Origin of the sequence: Pseudomonas sp. A214, assembly GCF_900156295.1 — a bacterium.
Lineage (GTDB): Bacteria > Pseudomonadota > Gammaproteobacteria > Pseudomonadales > Pseudomonadaceae > Aquipseudomonas > Aquipseudomonas rhizophila.
On the sequence record NZ_LT707062.1, the window covers coordinates 2,809,192 to 2,830,944 of the forward strand.

The window sequence follows — 21,753 nt, forward strand, 5'->3', positions numbered from 1 at the left end:
GTGCCTCTTAGGTTGTTTGCAATCGTCGTAAGCATTACTTGGAGCGTATGTTGCTTATTTGTGTAACCAGTACGATCCATGATGAACTCAAGCTGTGCGACCGCCCTGTCGTTCAATTGCACTCTCATTGCTTACATTCTGCAATTGCTTGAGCCTGTAGATAATCACTTACCGACACACCAACAGCTTCAGCATTGCCTTTAATAAATTCATATCTCGTGACGCTAAACATCAACTTAACTGAAATCATTGCTGATTGTTTTGCATACCATACTCGCCAGCGGCAAGTATTTGAGCAAGTACGGGCGTGACTCCTTTTATTGGCTAGCGTTGTTCCACAACTGGAGCATTGTTTTGTTTTGGGCATAATAGACCCTCCATTGGATTGGTGGTAATAAAGGATTGGTGTCTGTTAATTAGTCTGTTTTCGAGACATTAAAAAAGGTCTAACCGTTGAGTAAGACATTTTTTAATTAGGGGGTAAGGAAATGGCTAAGCTTGATAAATGGTGCTCAGATAGGCGGTGTTTCCTCTCTCCTTATACGTACCATTTTACACTAACAAGCGCACTTTTGTCAATGCGTTGAGAAACTTTGTCAAGCGCTTTCTTCAACTATCTTTCAGTGTAAAAGTTGAGTTGATGTCGCTTGGCAGCGAAAGGTGTCCCAATGCTTCGACCATAGCTTTTATCGGGATACGGCTGCCGTAAACACCGGGGAGAGGCAGCCAACTCCTATCTCATCATGGCTGCCCGCCCTGTTTGATCAGTCGATCAGGTGCAGCACGTCCCTAACATTGAGGTGGGAGTATCGCGCCACGGATCGTGTATCTCTATGCCCTGACACAATCATGATCTGAGCATTGTTGAAGCCTTTCTTTGCGACGTTGGTGATTCTGGTGTGCCTGAGTTGATGTAGCCTGACACTGCTGTCTAAGCCGGCCTTCACACGTGCCAAGCGCACGGCTTGAGTAACGGCGTGCGGTGTAACGGTAAACACTTGACCGTTTGGGTGGCGTGCCACAATGGCACAAAGTTGGGCGAGTTCAAGAATCTCTACCGCACGGTGGGTGAGGGGAACTGACCGTGTACCATTCTTCCCGTCGATAACATCAGCGATACGGTCCTTGAGGTGGAGGCAGTCTTTTGTCAGCTTCAGAATTTCGGATCGTCTCATGGCAGTCTCATAAGCCAGTTCAACGATGAGCTTCATGGTGGGTGAGAGCTTCGCCAATAGTCGCTCAAGCTCGCTCGCTCGGATCACCTTGTCAGAAGATCGGTCTGGCTTCGGTAGGGCGATATCACTCACAGGGTTGTGAATGTTGATCAGCAATCCGCGTTTAGCGAACCTGTAGAAACGTGACATGAATGCAAGCTGCGTCCTGCACGTCGATGGCTTCACTTTCTTCAGTCGCATGATCTTGAAGTCGTTGATCATCTGAGGCGTGATTTCGTGAATGGGCTGGGTGAAGTGTCTGCCCAGATGCTCCACGATTTTCAGTGCGTGATCGTAGCTGCTTTTGCCCTTGAGCATGGTTTCGCAGTAGGTCATGCCCAGCGTATATATAGTGTGATGCTTGCGATCCGCCGTCACGGCTTCGATCTGTCTCGCCCATAGTTCTGCTTCGGCTTTCGTGCTGAAGGTTTTTGACTGGGGGGATTTACCTTTAACCCGTACCTGAGCGTTCCAGTTGCCGGATGGGAGTAAGCGAAAGTTAGCCATTTTTGACGCCTCATGATGTGAATGGGCGTTCTGAGAAATCCAAGAGCAGCAGGGCTCGGAGCTCGCTCCTAGCAGACCTTGACATGGTGGGGGTCGTTGGTTCGAGTCCAATCGCGCCTACCAAACAAAATCCGCTCTGCTGGGCGGTCTAGAAGGGTCAACCGAGAGGTTGGCCCTTTTTTGCGTCTGGGGTTTGGGGAGGCTTGTTATAGTGGAAGCCACTGATAGCCGATACGCGGGCTTTTTCGCTACTCAACGGCCATTGGCGATATCTGCTTCGGCCTCGCCAATCAGATCGTCGAGAGATACTCGAACAGGTGTTTCGTTGGCGTCGAGACGTGCCTTGACCAGGTGTACGAGTTCCAGTTCGTCCAGGCGCTCGACCATCGCCTCATAGACATTCGCCGGGACCATGTAGCCCACAACGCGGTTGTGGTTCAGCACGGCCACAGGTAAGCCATTGGTGCTGCTCAAGGCGGAAGATGGGTTCTTCATGAGTTCAGATACGCTGACGGCCACATCGGCAAGAATATTTTGCATGGATATGACTCCTGAATAGGTCTTTATTCTGGTCTTTTTATTCTGGAGTGACCACTGCCCAGAATCTCCATGCGAGGCCCAAGTCCAGTCAAACCACGGGACATCGATCAGTCCGTCGTGCGTATGCCGCTGGCGTATTTGCTCCGCTACCTTCTTCACCAGTGAGCATCCCGACGCTTAGTTTTCATCCTTGCTGATTTATGTCAAAAGCGGGCGACTTATGAGTCGCCCGCTTTTTGTAGGTCTCAGTTTCTAAAAGCAAGGACTCGGTCCGATTGTCTACCGCTTGCGCTGACATCAATCCGCAGTAGAAAAGGGGACAGATTTATTTTTACTTCGCTGCGCTGAGAGTTTTCATCGAATGGATTCGCTTGGATCAACTGGCAGCCGGCTAGAAAATAAATCTATCCCCTTTTAGCCCGTCCCCTTTCAGCCCTTCGCCCGGCCCAGCGCCGAGCTTCTTGTTTGTGGTGAGTACCTACTCTGCTATCGTGGTGCCCCTAGATCGAAATGGAAGCATCAAAGAATGGATTCATGGATGACTGTGGCCGTCGCCATCATGGTGTCGATCAGCGCTCAAGCGGTAGCGGAAGATAAGGGCTCGTATCAAAACTCGATGATGATGATAACGCTGGCACCTACCTTCCTTCTTGCAGGAACGACCGGGCTCTCTCTGCAGGCTACAAAGAACTTCAAGCCCGCCAAGGCTGATGCGCTCGCGTTTATGGGTTCAGATGGCGAGATCCGCGGTGCACAGTTCGAACAGGCTTGCCGATATTACCGCGCGACCTACACGTCACCTCTGATGTCTGATATGCAACTTGCTCAGGCAATCGCGACGTCCTATTGAAGAAAGATTGGGAAGAGCTGCACAGTTGTTTACTAAAGCGGACCTGGTTTCACTAACGATATGGAAATCTCATGAATAAAGTCATCACAATTTTCGCTATCTTCGCTCTTACCGGCTGTGCCTATCAGAAATCCCAGTACGTTCTGGACATAGAAAACGCGCCAGTGCCGACGACTCCTGAAGCAACGACCAGCGAGTGTGCTCGCATCTACGATGAAATCGATAAGAATAACCAAGCTATGGCTCGCAGCTACCAAGACGGTAGCTTCACCATGAAGGCTCAGAACGAAAAAGATGCGCGTAACGAGGCGTTATCCATTCGGACATTCAAGATAGGCTGCCCTCGACGGTAACGGCTTTCTCCTGAACCCCAGCTGTGAGGTGGAGGAAACGGGACATACCACGATTATGAATCGGGCCGATTACAAGAGGCCCCAAAACCGTGGCCTTTTCCCAGTTTTACCCCCGCCCCTATGGCAATGGCCAAGCCCCTTTTATGCGACTCGTAGTGGCGAAGTAATGGTGCTAAATTCTATGCATTCAGCATGTATGAATCGCCTGACGAGGCGGGGAGATATAGGCCCCACGATCTACTCGCGTCGGTCAGCCAAATCGGCACAACCCAGGAACTCGCAATCACAGGAAGTGGACCATGAAAATCATCACCCTAGTACTGGCAGCAATTATTGCAGTCACCTCTGTATCCGCAATTGCTCATGGTGGCCGTACGGACAAGCAGGGCTGTCATAACGACAAGAAAGCTGGAACACGCCACTGCCATTGACCCGAACAGCACCGGGATCTGAAGAGGCTGCGGTCTTCTCAAGTGGACGGGCTTCGATCTGATCCCGTCTGTCGCGCGAATGTCGGAAGCCGGGCAGGAAAGACGAGGCCAATTGGAAAAGGGGGGACAGATATATTTCGCCGCGCTTAAAGCCCTTTGTTTTGGTTGGTTCGGGAAAAAACTGGCTGCCGTTAAGTTTTCGGAAACCAGGCGGAAGACGGGACCCGCGAGTTGACCGCGACCGCTGTCAGTTTTCAAGAATTGTGCGTGCATCCTGCCTCCGGTATAGGAATCCTCGAGATTGTGGAAAAATGTGCATTGATCAACTACAAGTAAATAGTTGGGCAATTACGTTTAACGTATGGATTGATCGATTGGCTTTCCAATGAAAGGGAGTTCATATGGCATATGAAGGTGTCACTCGAGAAAAGTTTTTTTCTATTTTTCCTAAGCTTGAGATACAAAAGGTGAGTCATAGTTGCTGGGCTGCGAGCTTTTCAGTGCTTATGCGATTAAATGATGTTCAGGTCTCGGAGCAGGCTGTAATTGGTTTTTATCCTGAATGGGTTCACGACGGGATAACTTTTCATCAGTTAGAAGAGCTGGCCAAATATTACAATACCTATCACTTTTCAAAGGAAACTGGACTTGTGCATGGGGCAAGAGAGCTTAAAGCTTATGCAAAGCTGGAGCCTATTTTGCAGTATGCAAGCCAATATTCAGGATTCTTGGTATTTGTTGAATCTCACTACGTGGTCGTATTGGGATATGATGATTCTGCTAATACAATCGATTATTATGACCCTTGGTTGGGCGTTATTGAGACGTGTGCCCTAGGATATTTTTTGGCATGGGGTACTCAGCAAACATTAGTTGTTGCAAAAGATTGATTCTTTCGTAATTAAAGCGAATAACGGGGCAGGTCACGATTTGAGACAGGTGGGTGATCAGAGACGAAGAATTGTGGTCTGGCCCTCCAGTTCTCTCTCCTTCGCCAAGAGGTAGGAGCGGCAGTTCTCCATTTTGAAGCAGGTGTTCCGGTTGGCGAAGTATTCGCACTGAAGCTGATGCAACACGCCCTGAGGAAGGGTTAACCAATGCCAAAGAAACATCAGGAAAGCAAAGCAGCGACGGCTGCTGACATTGAACGCTCTATCCAGGCACTGAACAAAATGGCTGAACGCCTCTGGGGTGATGGTCGGGAAGCTGAGGCCAAAGCTCTGCTCGATGCCTTGGATGCTTTAAACCGGGCGCTCGATAGAATCAGGATTGGGGAGAGCCGCAGGGTTCTTCATTGAGGCGTGAAGGAAAATGGGATACCTCCCACAATATGAAACGGGACGATTCCAACGGTCCAAATTGTGGTCGGGCCGCGGTTTTCTACCTGACGCATTAATCGAAGGATATGGAATGCTCATCGTCTTCAGCGGCCTTCCCGGCACCGGAAAAACGACTATCGCCAATGATCTCGCCGCGACAACAGGCGCCATGTACCTGCGGATCGATACTATTGAGCAGGCGATTCGAAACTCGGGCGCTCTTGCGCAAGATGTGGGGCGCAGTGGTTACATGGTCGCCAATGAGCTTGCGCGGAGTAATCTTCGTTTGGGCCGCACGGTCATTGTTGATTGTGTCAATCCCGTCCTCGAAAGCCGGATCGCGTGGAGCGAAATCGCCTCACAGGCCAGTGTCCGATTAGCAAATATCCAAGTGGTCTGTTCCGATAAAGATGAACATCGACGCCGGGTCGAAACAAGGATGGTTGATGTTCCAGGGCTGACTCCACCAACCTGGCAATCGGTACTGGATCATGAATATGAGCCATGGGAGGAAGCTTCGTTTTGCATAGACACAGCCTTGGTCTCTCCCGTGCAAGCGGTCTCGATGATCATCGACCGATTCCTGTCCCGTGAGTAACGTCGGCGCGCGGCGCAGTCCACTCAGAACTCCGTGTCCAGCGCCAACATCCCCTGAATCCACCGATTCAAACTCCGTTTTTTCTGTACCTGCCGTTCATCCATTGCCCGGCACTTGCAGTTGCCCAGACATCTCTGATGTTTAAGCGTGGAAATCCCTCGCGTCAGAACGGAGAGCCAACATGGAAATCGACGAGAATGCCCCTGGGAACAAATCCCAGCAGGACGTAACCCGTGGCACGGATAATGAAACAGGCCACGATCCCAAGAAGGACGGCCCCGAGGTTCCATTGCCGGCGGATGATGAGGCTCCTGTCGAGGAGGATATGTCTGATGTGGAGGCCGCCGATTCGGTGGCCAGTGAGCATCCCGACGCTTAGCTTTTGTCCTTGCTGATTTATGTAAAAAGCGGGCGACTTATGAGTCGCCCGCTTTTTGTAGGTCTCAGTTTCTAAAAGCAAGGACTCGGTCCGATTGTCTACCGCTTGCGCTGACATCAATCCGGGGATCTGCTTGATCTTGCGCGAAAAAATGATGCTGGTATGGTGGCGCCTCGTTTAAATCAGCGTTCAAGAGGGATCTTCTATGCACTCATTTTTCGCCAAGACCTTTGGGGGTCTTACTACCAGCTATTACATCCGTCAGTTCCTTTTTGGGCTGGTGTTCGCTGTGATGATCATCTCTTTGGCGGCCAATGGCCCTGGAGGAATCGGTGCCAAGCCTGGGCTGATTGTGTTGGCGGTCATCAACTCATTGCTCTATCCGTATTCTCGGTTCGTCTACGAAAGCGTTGTTGGCTACATCATGGGTAACAACGTTTTTTTCGTGAATGCGCTGTTCATGCTGATGGTGAAGGTTTTCACCATGGCGATGTGCTGGTCGTTGGCGATTTTCATAGCGCCGGTGGGGCTGGCGTACCTGTTCTGGCGTAACAGCCGGTCGGCGGTTGAGTAAGTCAGCAGTTCAGTGCGCTCGCAGTGATAACTGACGAGAATGGCTAAAGGAAGCCCTACATTGAATCGTAGGGCTCCCAATGACTTCTTTGCTGACACGGTTCCTGTCTTGCGGCCCTGGGTTGTTCAAGTGACGCAGCAAATATTTTAAGAGGCCATCTCTTGTCGAACGTAGAATCTCGTCTGCATGAACTAAAGCTCCATCACATCTACGACGGCTTCAAACAGCTGCTCCCCATTTCTCTGTTCGTCGTTGTATTCGGCGTCGCCTTTGGCCTGGCCGCAGCGCAGTCGGGGTTGAGTGATGTTTCAGCCGTGCTCATGAGCACGCTGGTATTCGCCGGCGCTTCTCAATTTGCTGCGCTGGATCTGTGGGGCCAACAGGTCCCGGTCGTTCCGTTGATGATCACCGTCTTTGCCATCAACGCCCGGCACCTGTTGATGGGCGCCACGCTCTACCCATGGCTACGGGAGCTGCCGGTTGCCAAGCGTTATGGGGTGATGCTGGTGGTCTCGGACGCCAACTGGGCCATGGCGATGCAAGCGTTCAGCCGTGGAAAACCTGGGCTGGGGCTTTTATTTGGCGGTGGCATCGCGCTCTGGGTCGCCTGGATCCTGGGCAGTTGGCTGGGGCTGCACTTTGGCAGCGCCATTGAAGACCCGGTCAGTTTCGGGCTCGACATGGTGATGGGGTGTTTCCTGTTGGCGATGGTCGTGGGCGGGAAGAAGAACCTGCGCATGCTCATCATCTGGACGGTGGCGGCCTGTTCATCGCTGTTGGCCTACTGGTATCTGCCGGCTAACAGTCATGTCGTGGTGGGGGCTTTGGCGGGAGGTATTCTGGGCGCGTTGTGGATGGAGAAAAAACAATGAATATCGACACGGCGGGCCATGGCACCCTGATGATCATCCTGATCATGGCCATCGTGACGTTGGCGACCCGCTGGGGCGGTGTTTTCGTGATGTCGTTCGTGCCGATCAACTATCGGGTGCAGCAATTCATCACGGCAATGTCCGGCTCGGTATTGGTGGCCGTGCTTGCCCCGTTGGCGATCGAGGGTGACAACGGCGCGCGCCTGGCTTTGCTGAGCACCGCAATCATCATGGTGATCGTGAAGAAACCTCTGCCGGCGATTGCGGCCGGGATACTTGCAGCCGCTTTGGTCAGGCAGTTCTGAAACCATGTCGCCCGCTCACAAGCGGGCGATGAATTCCAAGTAACACAGGTCAGAAGTTCAGGGCCAATGCCTCCCCAAACGAGTGGTCCTGAACGCCGGCCATGAAGTGCAGTGGCATCTTCTGTTTCGCCTCGACCGGCGCAATGTCAAAACTACCGACTATTTGACTGTGAAGTGCACGTAGCCGTATCGACTCTTCTTCCTTTGCCTTTGCCATTCTCGCGTGGTTCGCTGCGATTTCATTGAGAGTTGACACGGTACATCTCCGGTGACTGACCAGCAGTGATAAGACGGCCGCCGCGTCAGGGTTACGTCGCCCTGGGGCTGCCATGACAAGTCGGTGCAAACCCTGAGCCAGACGTGGCGGCGAAATGCGCGTCACCTTCCATTAGCGACGAATGGTGGGCACCGGGAAACTCTAACCGCCCACAGATGAATATTTAAAGACGCGGGGGACTTCTCAAGCGTCTGTGTCGGCGCCATAGCCGGCCGGCATGCCTGCCGTCTTGCTGAAGAACGCGACCACGGTGATGCCGATCAGGCTGGTGGCAAGCGCCAGCAGCAGGATCACCTGCTGCGTTCCGACGGGCGCTGCCAGCAGCGCGACCAACAGCCCCGCCAAGGGCTGTGACAGGTTGTTGAGCAGGGTAATGACGCCGACAGTCTTGCCAAAATCCCTGGCTGGAATGACCTGCTGGCGAATGCTGCGCATGTAGACGTTGAACATCTTGTCGAAGCCGACGATCAGCAGAAATCCGACGATGTAACCCCATACTGTCGGGCTGAGTGCTGTGATGAAGGCGCCGGCGGCGATCAGCGTGTAAGACATGCTGCCCAAGACTCTCAAGGGCAAGGTCACCCGCGCCAGGAAGAACAGAATGATGATGGTGGTCACGGCCCCGGCTGCCTGTAACCAGGCGTAGTAGTCCTTGCCGGCGCTGTACTCGCCGATCACCATGGCCGCCGAGGTGGCGAGGGTGACGCCGATGATCAGGTTGACCCCTACGGCCAGGCCGATGATTTTTTTCAGCTCGGCCAGGTTGCGGATGTGACCGAAGGCAATGCGCAGCGGGTTCAGCCAGACGTCGTGATGTTGTTCGAAGGTTTCCAGCGTCACCGCGCTGGTCCGCTGCCAGAACAGCATCGCCAGGTCCGCCAGCAGGAACAGTACGGCAATCGCCAGCACCACCCAGTGCCAGGCCCATACCTCCAGCATCAGCGCGGCGATCAGCGGGCCTAGCACCAGCCCGGTCTGGTCGGCGATCTGCGAGTACGACAAGGTCTTGGTGTAGGTGTAATGCTTGAAGATGTAGGGCATCACCACCTCGCGAGCCATGATGCCCTGGGTGGTCAATACACCGCAGACCGCCGAGAGGGCGACGATCCAATAAATGCCGCCAAAAATCATGAAGAGCACCACGGCGGCGATGCACATCACGGCGCGATAAACCTGGCTGATGTGCAGGATTCGAATGGGCGAGAACTTGTCGCACAGCGCCCCGCAGATCGGGAACGATAGAAAGCGTGGCAGGGATTCGACGAAGAAAGCCAGGCCCGCCCAGGAGACGCTTTGGGTGGTCTGGAAAACAATCAGCGGGACGATGAACAGCAGTATCTGGTCGGCCAGCCGTGAGAGGAACATTGAAACGAAAAAGGCCAGGTAATCCTTGCGCATGGAGCTCCTTGAAAACGTCGTTGTACGGTATCGGGCCTTGCTGTCAGCGCGCAGTATGATATGGAACTAATATCACTGTTAGCCTCTATATTCACAGGGATGTTCCCTTTTCAGTGAGAACCACCATGTTCAAATCGCGCTCGTTGATTGTTGCGGTTACCTGCTTCGCCCTCGTGGCGGGTTCTACCGCTGTAGTGGCGAACCCGGGTAACGACAAAGGGAACGCCAAATTCGATCAAGGCCAGGGTCAAGGACAAGGAAACAAAGGCGGGCAGGGCAACAAGGGCGGTCAAGGCAACCCAGGTAGCAATCAGGGCGGCAAAGGTAACCAGGGCGGCAAGGGCAATCCATCGGGGGGTGGTGGCGATTGGCACAACGGCCCCAGCATCGACCGCGGCGGCATTCTCGGCCTGGTGAGCGGTCACCGTGATTATTGGAGCCCCGGTCCGCCACTGCCGCCGGGTATCCAGAAAAACCTCGCCCGAGGCAAGCCGTTGCCACCGGGTATTGCCAAGAAGCTGGATGGGCGTTTGTTGGGGCGCCTGCCGCACTATGACGGGTACGAATGGCAGCAGGTGGGCACGGACCTGATTCTGGTGGCGATTGCCACCGGCATCATCTATGAAGTGCTGAACGGTGCGTTCGACTAAAGCGCCAATGGAATAAACAGCAGCCTCATTCGGAGTGATGCCAGTCAGTTAAGCGAATCGCCTGTGGGAGTGAGCAAGCCCGCTCCCACAGGTTTTGCATCAGCTTTCAAGTTGTCGCAGGCGCTTGTACAAGGTGTTGCGGCTGACCCCCAGCCGCCGCGCCAGGTGCGAAATGTTCCCGCCCACCGCCTGCAACTGGCGGTTCAGGTCCTCGACATCGTTCAGGTCGACCATCAGCGGCTCCGGTGTTTCCACCGGCTCCATTTCAAGATCAATGAAGAAGTCGTCTGGCAGATGTTCCGGGCGGATCGGCTGCTCTTCGGCCATCGCCAGGGCCACTTGCAGCACGCTGCTGACCTGGCGCAGGTTGCCTGGCCATGGATGGCGTTCGAACAGATCCAGCACTTCGCGGCTCAGGCCGGCCCATTGTGTGGGTTCGCGGTGGTGTTCCCAAAGACGTTTGAACAGGGCCTGTTTGTCATTGCGTTCGCGCAGGGGCGGCAGTTCCAGGGTCAGGCCGCCGATGCGGTAGTACAGGTCTTCGCGGAACCGGCCCAGTTGCACCTGTTCGCGCAACGAGCGGTTGGTGGCGGAGATGATGCGAATGTCCACCGGGAACAGCTCGGCGCTGCCCACCGGTTGCACGCAACGCTCCTGCAACACTCGCAGCAATCGGGCCTGGGTCGGGAGGGGCATGTCACCGATCTCATCGAGGAACAGGGTGCCGCGGTCGGCCTTGCGGATCAGGCCGATACTGCCTTTTTGATTGGCGCCGGTGAAGGCGCCTTTTTCATAACCGAACAGTTCCGATTCCACCAGCTCGGCGGGAATCGCCGCGCAGTTGACCGCAATGAACGGCTGCTTGCTGCGGGAGCTGGCCTGGTGAAGGGCTTTGACGAACACTTCCTTGCCGACCCCGGTTTCGCCGTGGATCAGCAGTGGAATGTCCTTCTCCAGCAAGCGCTCGGCCTGGCGTACGGCTTTTTCCACGCGGCTGTCGCCGAAGTGCAGGGTATTGAGGCTGATCACGTTCGCGGCGGGGGCGGACGAGGGCGCTGGCTCGCTGAAGACCCGGGCCTTGACCATCACCTGTTGCGGGCGTCTGAGCAAACACTGGAAGCGATTGCTCCCCGACGCTTGCAGGGCGAACGGCAGGCCGTCGGGCTGGTTCAGCAGCTCCAGCAGCGAAACCTTGAACAGGCTTTCGATGCTCACCCGTGACAGGCGCAGGCCCAGCAGATTGTCGGCGCGGCGGTTGGCGGAAAGCACCTGGCCGGTTTCATCGAAAATCAGCAGCCCGGCCCATTGGCTGTCGAGGTTGTTCAATCCGGTGTTGAAGGTCAGTTGGAAATGCTCACCGCGAAACAGGTTGAGGATCAGCCGGTTTTCCACGGTCTGGCTCATCATCTTGACCATGCCCAGGGTGTGGGAGGGCGGCAGGTAGCTGTCGCTGGAAACGTCCAGCACTGCGATGACCTTGCGCTCGGCGTCGAAGATCGGCGCGGCGGAGCCGGTCATGAAGCGGTTGGCCTTGAGGAAGTGTTCATCGTGTTCGATGTGCACCGCCTGTTCACAGGCCAGGGCGGTGCCGATGGCATTGGTGCCGCTGCAGCGCTCCATCCAGCTCGCCCCGGCGCTGAAACCATGGGCCAGTTTCGGTTCGATAAAGCGCTGGGTCCCCCACGAGGTCAGCACCTGGCCCTGGTTGTCGGCCAGCATGATCAGGCAATTGGAGTTGCTCAGGATATTCTCGTAATACGGCAGGACTTCCTGGTGGGTGGTCTGCACCAGCGAATGCTGGCTTTCCAGCAACTGGGCAATGCCTTCGGCGGGCAATTGATCGAAGGCAGGCACACTCTGGTGATTCAGGCCAAAGGCGCGGCAGCGGGACCAGGAGGCCTGGATGATGGCTTCGTGGGACAAGGCTGGAGCAGGTGCGGCCATGGGGCACTCTCGCAGATGTTGTTTTTATTGTTGTGATAAGTCTCGCACATCCTCCTTGTGCTGGGGCATGCCTGAATGTCACTTGATACACGAAACCTGTGGGAGCGAGCCTGCTCGCGATAGCGTTTGATCAGTAGCATTGATGTGCCTGACACAAAGCTATCGCGAGCAGGCTCGCTCCCACAGGATCGAAGTCAGGCCGGCCGAAAACCTTTATTCAGTGTTGTTCAAAATTGTTCATTGTCAACCAGTAATCTGTTCAGTTGTTCAGTCAGGTTGTTCATTTTCGTTCATCAACGAACGTTCTTTTCTGAAGGATAAGAGAAAAAATCAACAGGATCATGAGCTTGTGATTTCTGGCACGGCTTTCGCTTTTAGACTCGGGTCGCTTGACTCCAAATAATAAAAAGGCCGAGCCATGTCATTAACGCTTGAGCACATTTGTCGCACCGTCGAAGGCCAGACCTGGATCGACGATGCCAACCTTAGTTTCGAACCCGGATCGTTCAACGTTCTGCTGGGCCGCACGCTGTCCGGCAAGACCAGCCTCATGCGCCTGATGGCCGGTCTGGACAAGCCCGACAGCGGTCGCATCCTGATGAACGGCGTCGATGTCACCCAGCGCCCGGTGCGCCTGCGCAACGTGTCGATGGTCTATCAACAGTTCATCAACTACCCGACCATGACGGTGTTCGAAAACATCGCCTCGCCGCTGCGCCAGGCCGGTGTGTCCAACGAGGTGATCCAGAGCAAGGTGCTGGAAACCGCGAAGATGCTGCGCATTGAGAAGTTCCTGCAGCGTCACCCGCTGGAGCTGTCCGGTGGCCAACAGCAGCGCACCGCCATGGCCCGGGCGCTGGTCAAGGACGCCGAACTGATCCTGTTCGACGAGCCCCTGGTGAACCTGGACTACAAGCTGCGTGAGGAACTTCGCCAGGAAATGCGCGAACTGTTCCAGGCCCGCCACACCATTGCCGTCTACGCCACCACCGAACCCAACGAAGCCCTGGCTTTGGGCGGCACCACGACGATTCTGCATGAGGGCCGGGTGATCCAGAGCGGCAAGTCGGCCTCGGTGTATCACCAGCCGCAAACCGTACTGGCCGCCGAGCTGTTCTCCGAGCCACCGATCAATCTCATGCCGGGCCGCATCGCCGGCAATGAAGTAAGTTTCGCCAATTTCGTGCACTTTCCGCTGAACGTCGATCTGCGGCCGGTGGGCGAGGGTGAGTTCCGCTTCGGTGTGCGGCCCAGTCATATTTCCCTGGTGCCGAGCAACGACGACGACCTGGAACTGGCGGTGACCGTCGAGGTGGCCGAGATCAGCGGTTCGGAGACATTCCTGCACGTGCGCAACGAGCATTTCCTGCTGGTGCTGCACTTGTCCGGCGTCCATGAATACGACGTGGATGAGCCGATCCGCATCTACATTCCGACCCACAAACTGTTTGTCTTCGATGCCCAGGGCAAGCTGGTCCAAGCCCCAGGCCAGCGTATTGCGAGGGTTGCCTGATGGCTGAAATTCGTTTGCAGAACCTCGCCCACAGCTACACCAGCACCCCAGCGGGCCCAGAGGATTACGCGATCCGCGAGATGAACCACATCTGGGAGCAGGGCGGCGCCTATGCGTTGCTCGGTCCATCGGGCTGCGGCAAATCCACCTTGCTCAATATCATTTCCGGACTGCTGAGCCCCTCTGAAGGCCAAGTGATGTTCGACAGCAAAGTCGTCAACGACCTGACCCCGGAGCGTCGCAACATTGCCCAGGTGTTCCAGTTTCCGGTGGTGTACGACACCATGACGGTGTTCGACAACTTGGCCTTCCCGCTGCGTAACCAGGGCATGGCGGAGGCGAAAATCCACACCAAGGTGCAGGAAATCGCCGAAGTCCTGGACCTGCAGAACCTGCTGGATAAAAAAGCCCGCAACCTCACCGCCGACGAAAAACAGAAGGTCTCCATGGGGCGCGGGCTGGTGCGCGACGATGTGTCGGCGATCCTCTTCGATGAACCGCTGACGGTGATCGACCCGCACCTGAAATGGAAACTGCGGCGCAAGCTCAAGCAGATCCACGAGCAGTTCAATATCACCATGGTCTACGTCACTCACGACCAGTTGGAAGCTTCTACCTTCGCCGACAAGATCGCGGTGATGTATGGCGGTCAGATCGTGCAGTTCGGTACGCCTCGGGAGTTGTTCGAGCGTCCGAGCCACACCTTTGTCGGCTATTTCATCGGCAGCCCGGGGATGAACCTGATCGAGGTCACGGCACAACCCGGCGGCGTCGGTTTCGCTTCCACCCACTTTCCGCTGTCCGAAACGTTGCAACGCGGTATTGCCCAGGCCGAAGGCAAAAGCCTGAAGGTCGGTATTCGTCCTGAATTTGTCCATGTCTGGGACGGGCCTTACGACGATGCGATGCGGGCCGATGTGGTCCACGTCGAGGACCTGGGCACCTACAAGATCCTCACCCTCAACCTCGATGGCGCGCCGATCAAGGTGCGCTTGGCCGAAGACAAACCGGTGCCCGAAGGCACTGCGTACATCAGCTTTCCGGGCCAATGGCTGATGGTGTATGCCGATGAATACTTGCTGGAACCGTTGAGCGAGGTGCAGCCATGAACAAGGTGCAGAACAACAAGGCCTGGTGGCTGGTGTTGCCGGTGTTCCTGCTGGTGGCGTTCAGTGCGGTGATCCCGATGATGACCGTGGTCAACTATTCGGTGCAGGATATCTTCGACCAGTCCAGTCGTTATTTCGTCGGTGCCGATTGGTACAGGCAGGTGCTGCTCGATCCGCGGCTGCACGACTCGTTGCTGCGCCAGTTCATCTATTCGGCGTGCGTACTGCTGATCGAGATTCCGTTGGGCATCGCCATCGCCCTGACCATGCCGACCAAGGGCAAATGGTCGTCCCTGGTGTTGATCATCCTGGCGATTCCGCTGCTGATTCCATGGAACGTGGTGGGCACCATCTGGCAGATTTTCGGCCGCGCCGACATCGGCCTGATGGGTTCCACGCTCAACGCCATGGGCATCAACTACAACTATGCGGCCAACACCATGGACGCCTGGGTCACGGTATTGGTGATGGACGTCTGGCATTGGACGTCCCTGGTGGCGCTGCTCTGCTATTCCGGGTTGCGGGCGATTCCGGACGTGTATTACCAGGCCGCGCGAATTGACCGAGCCTCCAACTGGGCGGTGTTCCGGCATATTCAGTTGCCGAAAATGAAGAGCGTGCTGCTGATCGCGGTGATGCTGCGTTTCATGGACAGCTTCATGATCTATACCGAGCCGTTCGTGCTCACCGGCGGCGGGCCGGGTAACGCCACCACGTTCCTGAGCCAGACCCTGACTCAGATGGCCATCGGTCAATTCGACCTGGGCCCGGCGGCTGCGTTTTCCCTGGTGTACTTCCTGATCATTCTGTTGGTGTCGTGGCTGTTCTATACGGCCATGACTCATTCCGACGCCAACCGTTGAGGCCCGCGCCATGAGCAAGAGAAAGCTGATTCCGTTGCTGATCTACATCCTGTTCCTGCTGGTGCCCATCTACTGGCTGCTGAACATGTCGTTCAAGAGCAACACCGAGATCCTCGGCACCCTGACGCTGTGGCCCCAGGATTTCACCTTCCAGAACTACAAGGTGATCTTCACCGACCCGAGCTGGTACACCGGTTACCTGAACTCGCTGTACTACGTCAGCCTGAACACGGTGATTTCCCTGGCTGTGGCGTTGCCGGCGGCCTATGCGTTTTCCCGCTACCGGTTCCTGGGGGACAAACACCTGTTCTTCTGGCTGCTGACCAACCGCATGGCGCCGCCAGCGGTGTTCCTGCTGCCGTTCTTCCAGCTGTACTCGTCCATCGGGCTGTTCGACACTCATATCGCTGTGGCCTTGGCCCATTGCTTGTTCAACGTGCCGCTGGCGGTGTGGATCCTCGAAGGGTTCATGTCCGGGGTGCCGAAAGAAATTGACGAGACTGCCTACATTGACGGCTACAGTTTCCCCAAGTTCTTCGCGAAGATCTTCATCCCGTTGATCGGCTCCGGCATCGGCGTCACGGCGTTTTTCTGCTTCATGTTTTCCTGGGTCGAACTGTTGCTGGCGCGCACCCTCACCTCGGTGAATGCCAAGCCGATCGCGGCGGTCATGACCCGTACGGTCTCGGCATCGGGTATCGACTGGGGCGTGCTGGCGGCGGCGGGGGTGTTGACTATCCTGCCAGGCATGCTGGTGATCTGGTTCGTACGCAACCATGTGGCCAAGGGCTTTGCCCTGGGCCGGGTCTGAGGAGACGATGATGGAATGGATGAACTGGACCGGCCCGACGGCGGCCTTCTTTGGTGTCATCGCCTTGCTGCTGGCAGGCATGACTACGTGGGAACTGCGTTCGCCGAGTATCCCTCGGCGCGGTTTCCTGCCGATTGCCACCACCCGTGGCGATCGGTTGTTTATCGGTCTTCTCGGTAGCGCCTACCTGCATCTGCTGGTGATCGGCGCCACCGACTGGAGCATCTGGATAGCGTTCGCGTTGTCTTTGGTGTGGCTGTTGGCAGTGATGCGGTGGGGCTAGTCGAAGGTTCGACGATCAGGCTCTTAAACCCAAACAGGAGGTCTCTATGTTCGATAAAAACAATAAGCTGCGACATAGCGTTTCATTGGCAGCCGTGCTGGCACTCAGCGGGTTGAGCGCTGCGGCCTGGGCCGACGCCTATGAAGACGCGGCGAAAAAATGGATTGGCAGTGAATTCAAGCCGTCTACCCTGACAGCCGAACAGCAGCTCGAAGAGCTCAAGTGGTTCATCAAGGCGTCCGAGCCATTTCGCGGCATGAAAATCAACGTGGTGTCGGAAACCATCGCCACCCACGAATATGAATCCAAGGTGCTGGCCAAGGCCTTCAGGGACATTACCGGGATCGAGCTGACCCACGACCTGTTGCAGGAAGGCGACGTGGTGGAGAAGCTGCAGACCCAGATGCAGTCGGACAAGAACATCTACGACGGTTGGGTCAATGACTCGGACCTGATCGGCACGCACTTTCGCTACGGCAAGACCGCATCGATCACTGATATGATGGCCAACGAAGGCAAGGCCTACACCTCGCCGACCCTGGACCTCAAGGACTTCATCGGCACTTCGTTCACCACCGCGCCGGACGGCAAGCTCTATCAACTGCCGGACCAGCAGTTCGCCAACCTGTACTGGTTCCGCGCCGACTGGTTCGAGCGGGCCGACCTGAAGGCCAAGTTCAAGGAAAAGTACGGCTACGAGCTGGGTGTACCGGTGAACTGGTCGGCTTATGAAGACATTGCCAAGTTCTTCACTGAAGACGTCAAGGAAATCGACGGTAAGCGCGTCTACGGTCACATGGATTACGGCAAGAAGGATCCGTCCCTGGGCTGGCGCTTTACCGATGCCTGGTTCTCCATGGCCGGTGGCGGTGACAAGGGCCTGCCCAACGGCTTGCCGGTGGACGAGTGGGGGATTCGCGTCGAGAATTGCCATCCGGTCGGCTCCAGCGTGACTCGTGGTGGCGACACCAACGGCCCCGCGGCTGTGTTCGCCACCACCAAATACGTGGACTGGATGAAGAAGTACGCGCCACCGGAAGCGGCGGGCATGACCTTCTCCGAATCCGGCCCGGTGCCGTCGCAAGGCAACATCGCCCAGCAGATCTTCTGGTACACCGCTTTTACGGCCGACATGACCAAACCGGGCCTGCCGGTGATGAACGCCGATGGCACGCCGAAATGGCGCATGGCGCCGTCGCCGCGCGGACCGTATTGGGAAGAGGGCATGAAGCTGGGCTATCAGGACGTGGGCTCCTGGACGTTCCTCAAGTCCACGCCTGAGAAGCAGAGGCTGGCCGCCTGGCTCTATGCGCAGTTCGTGACGTCCAAGACCGTATCGCTGAAGAAAACCATTGTAGGTTTGACGCCGATTCGTGAGTCGGACATCAACTCTCAGGCCTTGACCGATCTGGCGCCGAAACTCGGTGGGCTGGTTGAGTTCTATCGCAGCCCGGCCCGTGTGCAATGGACCCCGACCGGGACCAACGTGCCGGACTATCCACGCCTGGCTCAGCTGTGGTGGAGCCACATCGCCGAAGCCGCCAGCGGCGAGAAGACTCCGCAACAGGCACTCGACGGGTTGGCCAAGGATCAGGACGCAATCATGACCCGTCTGGAACGCTCCAAGGCCCAGGCCACCTGCGCCCCGAAAATGAACCCTGAGCGCGACGCGCAATACTGGTTCGACCAACCGGGCGCTCCGAAGCCGAAACTGGCCAACGAGAAGCCTAAGGGTGAAACCGTGAGCTACGCCGAGCTGCTGAAATCATGGGAGGCGGCGCGTAAATAAGCTGGACCTGCAATGAATGAACGGCACCGTAAGGTGCCGTTTTTTTTTGCGGCCGGCCCCTCGACGCGCAAAACGGTGGGAGCAAGGCTTGCCCGCGATGGCGGTGGCACATCCCGCATTAATGCCAACTGACCCGCCGCCATCGCGAGCAGGCTCGCTCCCACAGGGGGATTGGGTGGCGGATTTGAATCAGCCCGCCTTGGCCGGGCTGATAGGAGGGTGTCCGGCCACTGGCGATGGCCCGGCTTTCATCAGGGCCTCCAATGCTTGGCGGTAGGTGCTGCCCGCCAGATTCATGCTGTTGTTGTGGGTTGCGCCTGGCACCAGCAACAGACGCTTTGGCTCCAGGGCGGCGTTGAATAATTGTTCGCTCAAGCGTGGCGGGACGTAGCGGTCGGCGGCGCCGTGCACCACCAGCAACGGCATGTTGATCTCGCGGATCTTGTCGATGGAGTCGAACTTCTGCGACAGCAGCCAGCGCACCGGCAGGGAGGTGTTCGCCATGGCGGTGGCGACATCGCCCAGGGAGGTGAACGTGGATTCGATGACCAGACCTCGGGCGGGCACGAGGCTGCCGTCTTTCGCCGCCTTCTGGCCAAGCTCCGCGGCGAGGTCTACCGCGACGGCGCCACCCAGTGAATGGCCGTAGATCAGCCGCAGGGCCGGGTCCGGTTGCAGCACTTCAAGACGCTGCCAGGCAATGCGCGCATCTTCATAGACGCTGGCTTCCGACGGCAGATCGCCCTGGCTTTTGCCGAAACCACGGTAATCGATGGCCAGCACCGAAAAGCCCAGGGCCCTTAACTGCCGAATACGAAACAACTGACCGGTCAGGTTCCAGCGCACCCCGTGCAGGTACAGAATCGCCGGCGCGTTCTTGCGTTCGGCCGGCCACCACCAGCCGTGGATATTTTCCCCGGCCTTGAAGCTCTTGGGCTTGAGGTCGAACTCCTGCACGTCGCCCGGCAAGCCGCTGAACCAGGTTGCCGTACCTGGCTCGATCCGAAACACCAGTTCACGTTCCTTGTGCTGCAACACGCCACAGCCCACCGGCAGCCCGACCACCATCGCGCTCATGCACAGCAAAGCCAGCCAGCGTCGCCCAAGGCGGGAGAGAAGAGACGAAGACATCGATGCGATTCGCTACTCAAGGCATGAAGGTGCTTTTTATCAGATTCGCTGGAAGGGTGGAGGGATTTCGGATGGCTTGTTGTCGCGTATCCTAAATCACTGCACATCCCCATATTGGGTCAATATCAAAGCCTTCACCGCCGCGCCGTACGCCACCCTAGGTACGCCCGACAGGCGTTTATGCAACACTTGGGTCAGTGAGTCCCCTGGCATCAGGCTCGCGTCGCCAAAGTCTTCATCCAGGTGCAGTGGATGAACGATTACCTCAAGCGAGCCGTGACCTGGCGGCGCGGCGTGGTGCAGGTCGGCGGGTGTGCAGACGTAGTCGGCTGTCGCGCCGCACAGGCTGCGCAGGCGACGGTTGAGCATGGTCTTGAACAGGCGCTTGGGCAGGTTGAGATTCGCCCCCAGGTTACGCGCCAACCGAATCGGCACGCCGTGTCGGGCGGCAAAGCGGGCCACCAGCTCTCCAATGGGCCAGATGTTATGTACGTGTTGATGAGAATCGAGGTGGCTAGGCCGCAGGCCGTGGTCCAGACAGCGTTGCCATTGGGCATCAAGCTCTTCCTGTACCGCGCGGAGGTCCTTTGAACCAAGGCGCAGGCAGTAGCGCGAGAGGTTCAGGTCGAACTCGCCGTTCGTGTCGCAAAACGCCGGTCGCGAAGCAATGGTCTGGCTCAGCGGGCGGCCGAAGCTGAGATTGAAATGCAGGCCGATTCGGCCGTCGAGTAGCGGTTTGCGGGCCATTTCACAAGCTTGCTCGAAAGCCGGCATGTTGGCCATGGCCGTGGCCGAACTGATCACGCCAGCCTCGAAGGCCCGCAGAATCAGGGAGTTTTCGTTGAGATCGAGTCCGAAGTCGTCAGCGTTGACGATCACTTGGCGTGGCATTCACATTCTCCTGGCGCTTGGGGGTAGATGACGAAGTCGCTGTCGCGCTTTGCCCGGTCGGGCGCTTGCGCAGTAACGGTTTCAGGCTTTTCCATAACCGCAAGGCGAGCCCCAGTACCAGGCCATCGGGCTGCCATGAATAAAAACTCCAACGCCAGTGCTCCAGTTGTCCGGTCATGCGTTCATGCAGTTGATGGCTCGAGTTCTCCAGGCTGACCCGCGAGGCATCGATCCAGCGCCAGTTGTCATCCAGCCCCCAGCGAATCCACTCCTCGAGCAGAACCCGACCACTGCCCAGGTCGGCATGCTGTGGCAGGAACGCCAGGTTGTAGTCGTACAGTCGTCCCTGATCCAGCAGGCCGAGGCGATAACTGATGCAGCGACCGTCCAGTTCCAGTATCACCACCCGCACCATGCCCTCGGCGGCGAGCGCAGTGAAGGCGTGATTCATCCATTGCCGACGGCTGGGGTCGGCGAAAATGCCGACACCTTCTTCTCCTTTCCAACTGGCTGCCTCGACTTCGGCAAGGTCGTGCAGCAGCAGCCCCATGCTGATGGCATCGGGTGTCACCCGGCGGATTTGGGCACCGCATGCGGCGATCCGCTTGCGCGCCCGGCGTAACTTGTAGCGCGGATCACCGGATATCTCCTGGCGGTCGCTGTCGCTGATCAAATGCACCGGCACCCGGCAACTGAGTCGCCGTTCCCCGGTCGAGCTCAGGGCCATCCAGGCACTGAGGACGCTTCCTTCACCCACCGGTTCGGTCACTTCATTCAACTGTAGTAACGCATGGGGCAGATGTTGGCGGATCTGCATCAGCGCCTCTGCCATACCCTCGGCTTCCAGACGTATCAGCGGCGCGATGCGGTCAGCCAATGGATAGCCCAAGTGACGCAATACCCGGAAACGCAGCCCACAGATACGTTCGCGCCCCGAAATGAGCGGCAGACACAGGCACAGTGTCTGATCCTGCCAGCCAAGCAGTATGTTGAGCTGCTGATCTGGCAGCAGCGCAAATTCCGCCGCTTGCAGCCAGGCCAATGTGTTGAACGGTGTAGTGTCGGGCACCAGGGTTCGCAGCTGTTCATAAGCTGTTGCAGGGAACTGCGCCGCGCCCAAGGAACGGCACCATTGGAACCTGATCGCCATGG

General features: G+C 56.9%; 26 protein-coding genes. 17 read left to right on the forward strand and 9 right to left on the reverse strand.

Annotated elements, in window-relative coordinates; all coding sequences use genetic code 11:
• Positions 1-124: 124 nt before the first annotated feature.
• The 3 genes from BW979_RS27420 to BW979_RS12705 form a co-directional block, all read right to left on the reverse strand.
• Positions 125-367 (reverse strand): hypothetical protein, encoded by a 243-nt coding sequence (locus tag BW979_RS27420; protein ID WP_156893497.1) that lies wholly within the window; start codon positions 365-367, stop codon positions 125-127.
• A 397-nt stretch (positions 368-764) separates the two neighbouring features.
• Complete coding sequence (locus BW979_RS12695) at positions 765-1,721, reverse strand: tyrosine-type recombinase/integrase (RefSeq protein WP_076383934.1); 957 nt, start codon at positions 1,719-1,721, stop codon at positions 765-767.
• A 252-nt stretch (positions 1,722-1,973) separates the two neighbouring features.
• Positions 1,974-2,261, reverse strand: a complete 288-nt coding sequence (locus tag BW979_RS12705; RefSeq protein ID WP_076383935.1) for an antitoxin — start codon at positions 2,259-2,261, stop codon at positions 1,974-1,976.
• A 526-nt stretch (positions 2,262-2,787) separates the two neighbouring features.
• On the opposite strand from BW979_RS12705, the gene BW979_RS12710 reads away from it, so the two are divergent.
• From BW979_RS12710 to BW979_RS12750, 10 genes are all read left to right on the forward strand, one after another.
• Positions 2,788-3,111: a DUF2388 domain-containing protein gene (locus BW979_RS12710; protein ID WP_047230558.1), complete on the forward strand. Its 324-nt coding sequence runs from the start codon at positions 2,788-2,790 to the stop codon at positions 3,109-3,111.
• 71 nt (positions 3,112-3,182) lie between these two features.
• The gene (locus tag BW979_RS12715) at positions 3,183-3,464 is read left to right on the forward strand and encodes a hypothetical protein (protein WP_076383936.1); all 282 of its coding nucleotides are present in this window, start codon (positions 3,183-3,185) and stop codon (positions 3,462-3,464) included.
• A 299-nt stretch (positions 3,465-3,763) separates the two neighbouring features.
• Complete coding sequence (locus tag BW979_RS27425; protein ID WP_107322247.1) at positions 3,764-3,895, forward strand: YHYH domain-containing protein; 132 nt, start codon at positions 3,764-3,766, stop codon at positions 3,893-3,895.
• A 401-nt stretch (positions 3,896-4,296) separates the two neighbouring features.
• Entirely contained in the window at positions 4,297-4,785 is a 489-nt protein-coding gene (locus tag BW979_RS12720; protein ID WP_076383937.1) for a papain-like cysteine protease family protein, read from the forward strand.
• 207 nt (positions 4,786-4,992) lie between these two features.
• On the forward strand, positions 4,993-5,193 hold the full coding sequence (locus BW979_RS12725) for a hypothetical protein (protein WP_007895617.1): 201 nt from the start codon (positions 4,993-4,995) through the stop codon (positions 5,191-5,193).
• A 112-nt stretch (positions 5,194-5,305) separates the two neighbouring features.
• Positions 5,306-5,812, forward strand: a complete 507-nt coding sequence (locus BW979_RS12730; protein WP_076383938.1) for an AAA family ATPase — start codon at positions 5,306-5,308, stop codon at positions 5,810-5,812.
• 181 nt (positions 5,813-5,993) lie between these two features.
• Complete coding sequence (locus tag BW979_RS12735) at positions 5,994-6,191, forward strand: hypothetical protein (RefSeq protein WP_047228562.1); 198 nt, start codon at positions 5,994-5,996, stop codon at positions 6,189-6,191.
• 205 nt (positions 6,192-6,396) lie between these two features.
• A complete protein-coding gene (locus tag BW979_RS12740; protein ID WP_076383939.1) occupies positions 6,397-6,765 on the forward strand; it encodes a hypothetical protein in 369 nt (122 codons plus the stop codon).
• Between the two features lie 161 nt (positions 6,766-6,926).
• Positions 6,927-7,637 carry an AzlC family ABC transporter permease gene (locus BW979_RS12745; RefSeq protein ID WP_047228560.1) on the forward strand — a complete coding sequence of 237 codons (711 nt, stop codon included), beginning with the start codon at positions 6,927-6,929 and terminating at the stop codon, positions 7,635-7,637.
• Entirely contained in the window at positions 7,634-7,942 is a 309-nt protein-coding gene (locus BW979_RS12750; RefSeq protein ID WP_076383940.1) for an AzlD family protein, read from the forward strand. Before BW979_RS12745 ends, BW979_RS12750 begins: the two co-directional genes overlap by 4 nt.
• Positions 7,943-7,991: 49 nt before the next feature.
• Here the strand turns inward: BW979_RS12750 and BW979_RS12755 are convergent, their stop codons facing one another.
• Together BW979_RS12755 and BW979_RS12760 are read right to left on the reverse strand one after the other, a co-directional pair.
• On the reverse strand, positions 7,992-8,198 hold the full coding sequence (locus BW979_RS12755) for a hypothetical protein (protein WP_047228558.1): 207 nt from the start codon (positions 8,196-8,198) through the stop codon (positions 7,992-7,994).
• 204 nt (positions 8,199-8,402) lie between these two features.
• Complete coding sequence (locus BW979_RS12760) at positions 8,403-9,617, reverse strand: MFS transporter (RefSeq protein ID WP_076383941.1); 1,215 nt, start codon at positions 9,615-9,617, stop codon at positions 8,403-8,405.
• A gap of 125 nt (positions 9,618-9,742) precedes the next feature.
• Here BW979_RS12760 and BW979_RS12765 point away from each other — a divergent pair, with 125 nt between their 5' ends.
• Positions 9,743-10,267, forward strand: a complete 525-nt coding sequence (locus BW979_RS12765) for an anti-virulence regulator CigR family protein (RefSeq protein WP_047228556.1) — start codon at positions 9,743-9,745, stop codon at positions 10,265-10,267.
• Positions 10,268-10,366: 99 nt separating this feature from the next.
• Here BW979_RS12765 and BW979_RS12770 read toward each other — a convergent pair whose 3' ends face one another.
• A complete protein-coding gene (locus BW979_RS12770; RefSeq protein ID WP_076383942.1) occupies positions 10,367-12,211 on the reverse strand; it encodes a sigma-54-dependent Fis family transcriptional regulator in 1,845 nt (614 codons plus the stop codon).
• A gap of 418 nt (positions 12,212-12,629) precedes the next feature.
• Here BW979_RS12770 and BW979_RS12775 point away from each other — a divergent pair, with 418 nt between their 5' ends.
• From BW979_RS12775 to BW979_RS12800, 6 genes are read left to right on the forward strand one after another with little or no spacing between them, the layout of a single operon-like run.
• Positions 12,630-13,724 (forward strand): ABC transporter ATP-binding protein, encoded by a 1,095-nt coding sequence (locus BW979_RS12775; protein WP_047228554.1) that lies wholly within the window; start codon positions 12,630-12,632, stop codon positions 13,722-13,724.
• Positions 13,724-14,833 carry an ABC transporter ATP-binding protein gene (locus BW979_RS12780; protein WP_047228553.1) on the forward strand — a complete coding sequence of 370 codons (1,110 nt, stop codon included), beginning with the start codon at positions 13,724-13,726 and terminating at the stop codon, positions 14,831-14,833. Before BW979_RS12775 ends, BW979_RS12780 begins: the two co-directional genes overlap by 1 nt.
• Positions 14,830-15,696, forward strand: a complete 867-nt coding sequence (locus BW979_RS12785; RefSeq protein ID WP_047228552.1) for a carbohydrate ABC transporter permease — start codon at positions 14,830-14,832, stop codon at positions 15,694-15,696. The genes BW979_RS12780 and BW979_RS12785 overlap by 4 nt, the downstream gene beginning before the upstream one ends.
• A gap of 10 nt (positions 15,697-15,706) precedes the next feature.
• A complete protein-coding gene (locus BW979_RS12790; protein ID WP_047228551.1) occupies positions 15,707-16,507 on the forward strand; it encodes a carbohydrate ABC transporter permease in 801 nt (266 codons plus the stop codon).
• A gap of 10 nt (positions 16,508-16,517) precedes the next feature.
• Positions 16,518-16,790 (forward strand): DUF2160 domain-containing protein, encoded by a 273-nt coding sequence (locus BW979_RS12795; protein ID WP_047228550.1) that lies wholly within the window; start codon positions 16,518-16,520, stop codon positions 16,788-16,790.
• Positions 16,791-16,836: 46 nt separating this feature from the next.
• Complete coding sequence (locus BW979_RS12800; protein ID WP_047228549.1) at positions 16,837-18,579, forward strand: ABC transporter substrate-binding protein; 1,743 nt, start codon at positions 16,837-16,839, stop codon at positions 18,577-18,579.
• A gap of 189 nt (positions 18,580-18,768) precedes the next feature.
• Here BW979_RS12800 and BW979_RS12805 read toward each other — a convergent pair whose 3' ends face one another.
• From BW979_RS12805 to BW979_RS12815, 3 genes are all read right to left on the reverse strand, one after another.
• Positions 18,769-19,710, reverse strand: a complete 942-nt coding sequence (locus BW979_RS12805; protein WP_076383943.1) for an alpha/beta hydrolase — start codon at positions 19,708-19,710, stop codon at positions 18,769-18,771.
• Between the two features lie 96 nt (positions 19,711-19,806).
• Positions 19,807-20,601 (reverse strand): ChbG/HpnK family deacetylase, encoded by a 795-nt coding sequence (locus BW979_RS12810; protein ID WP_047228569.1) that lies wholly within the window; start codon positions 20,599-20,601, stop codon positions 19,807-19,809.
• Positions 20,573-21,751 carry a GNAT family N-acetyltransferase gene (locus BW979_RS12815; protein ID WP_076386594.1) on the reverse strand — a complete coding sequence of 393 codons (1,179 nt, stop codon included), beginning with the start codon at positions 21,749-21,751 and terminating at the stop codon, positions 20,573-20,575. The genes BW979_RS12810 and BW979_RS12815 overlap by 29 nt, the downstream gene beginning before the upstream one ends.
• Positions 21,752-21,753: the final 2 nt, after the last annotated feature.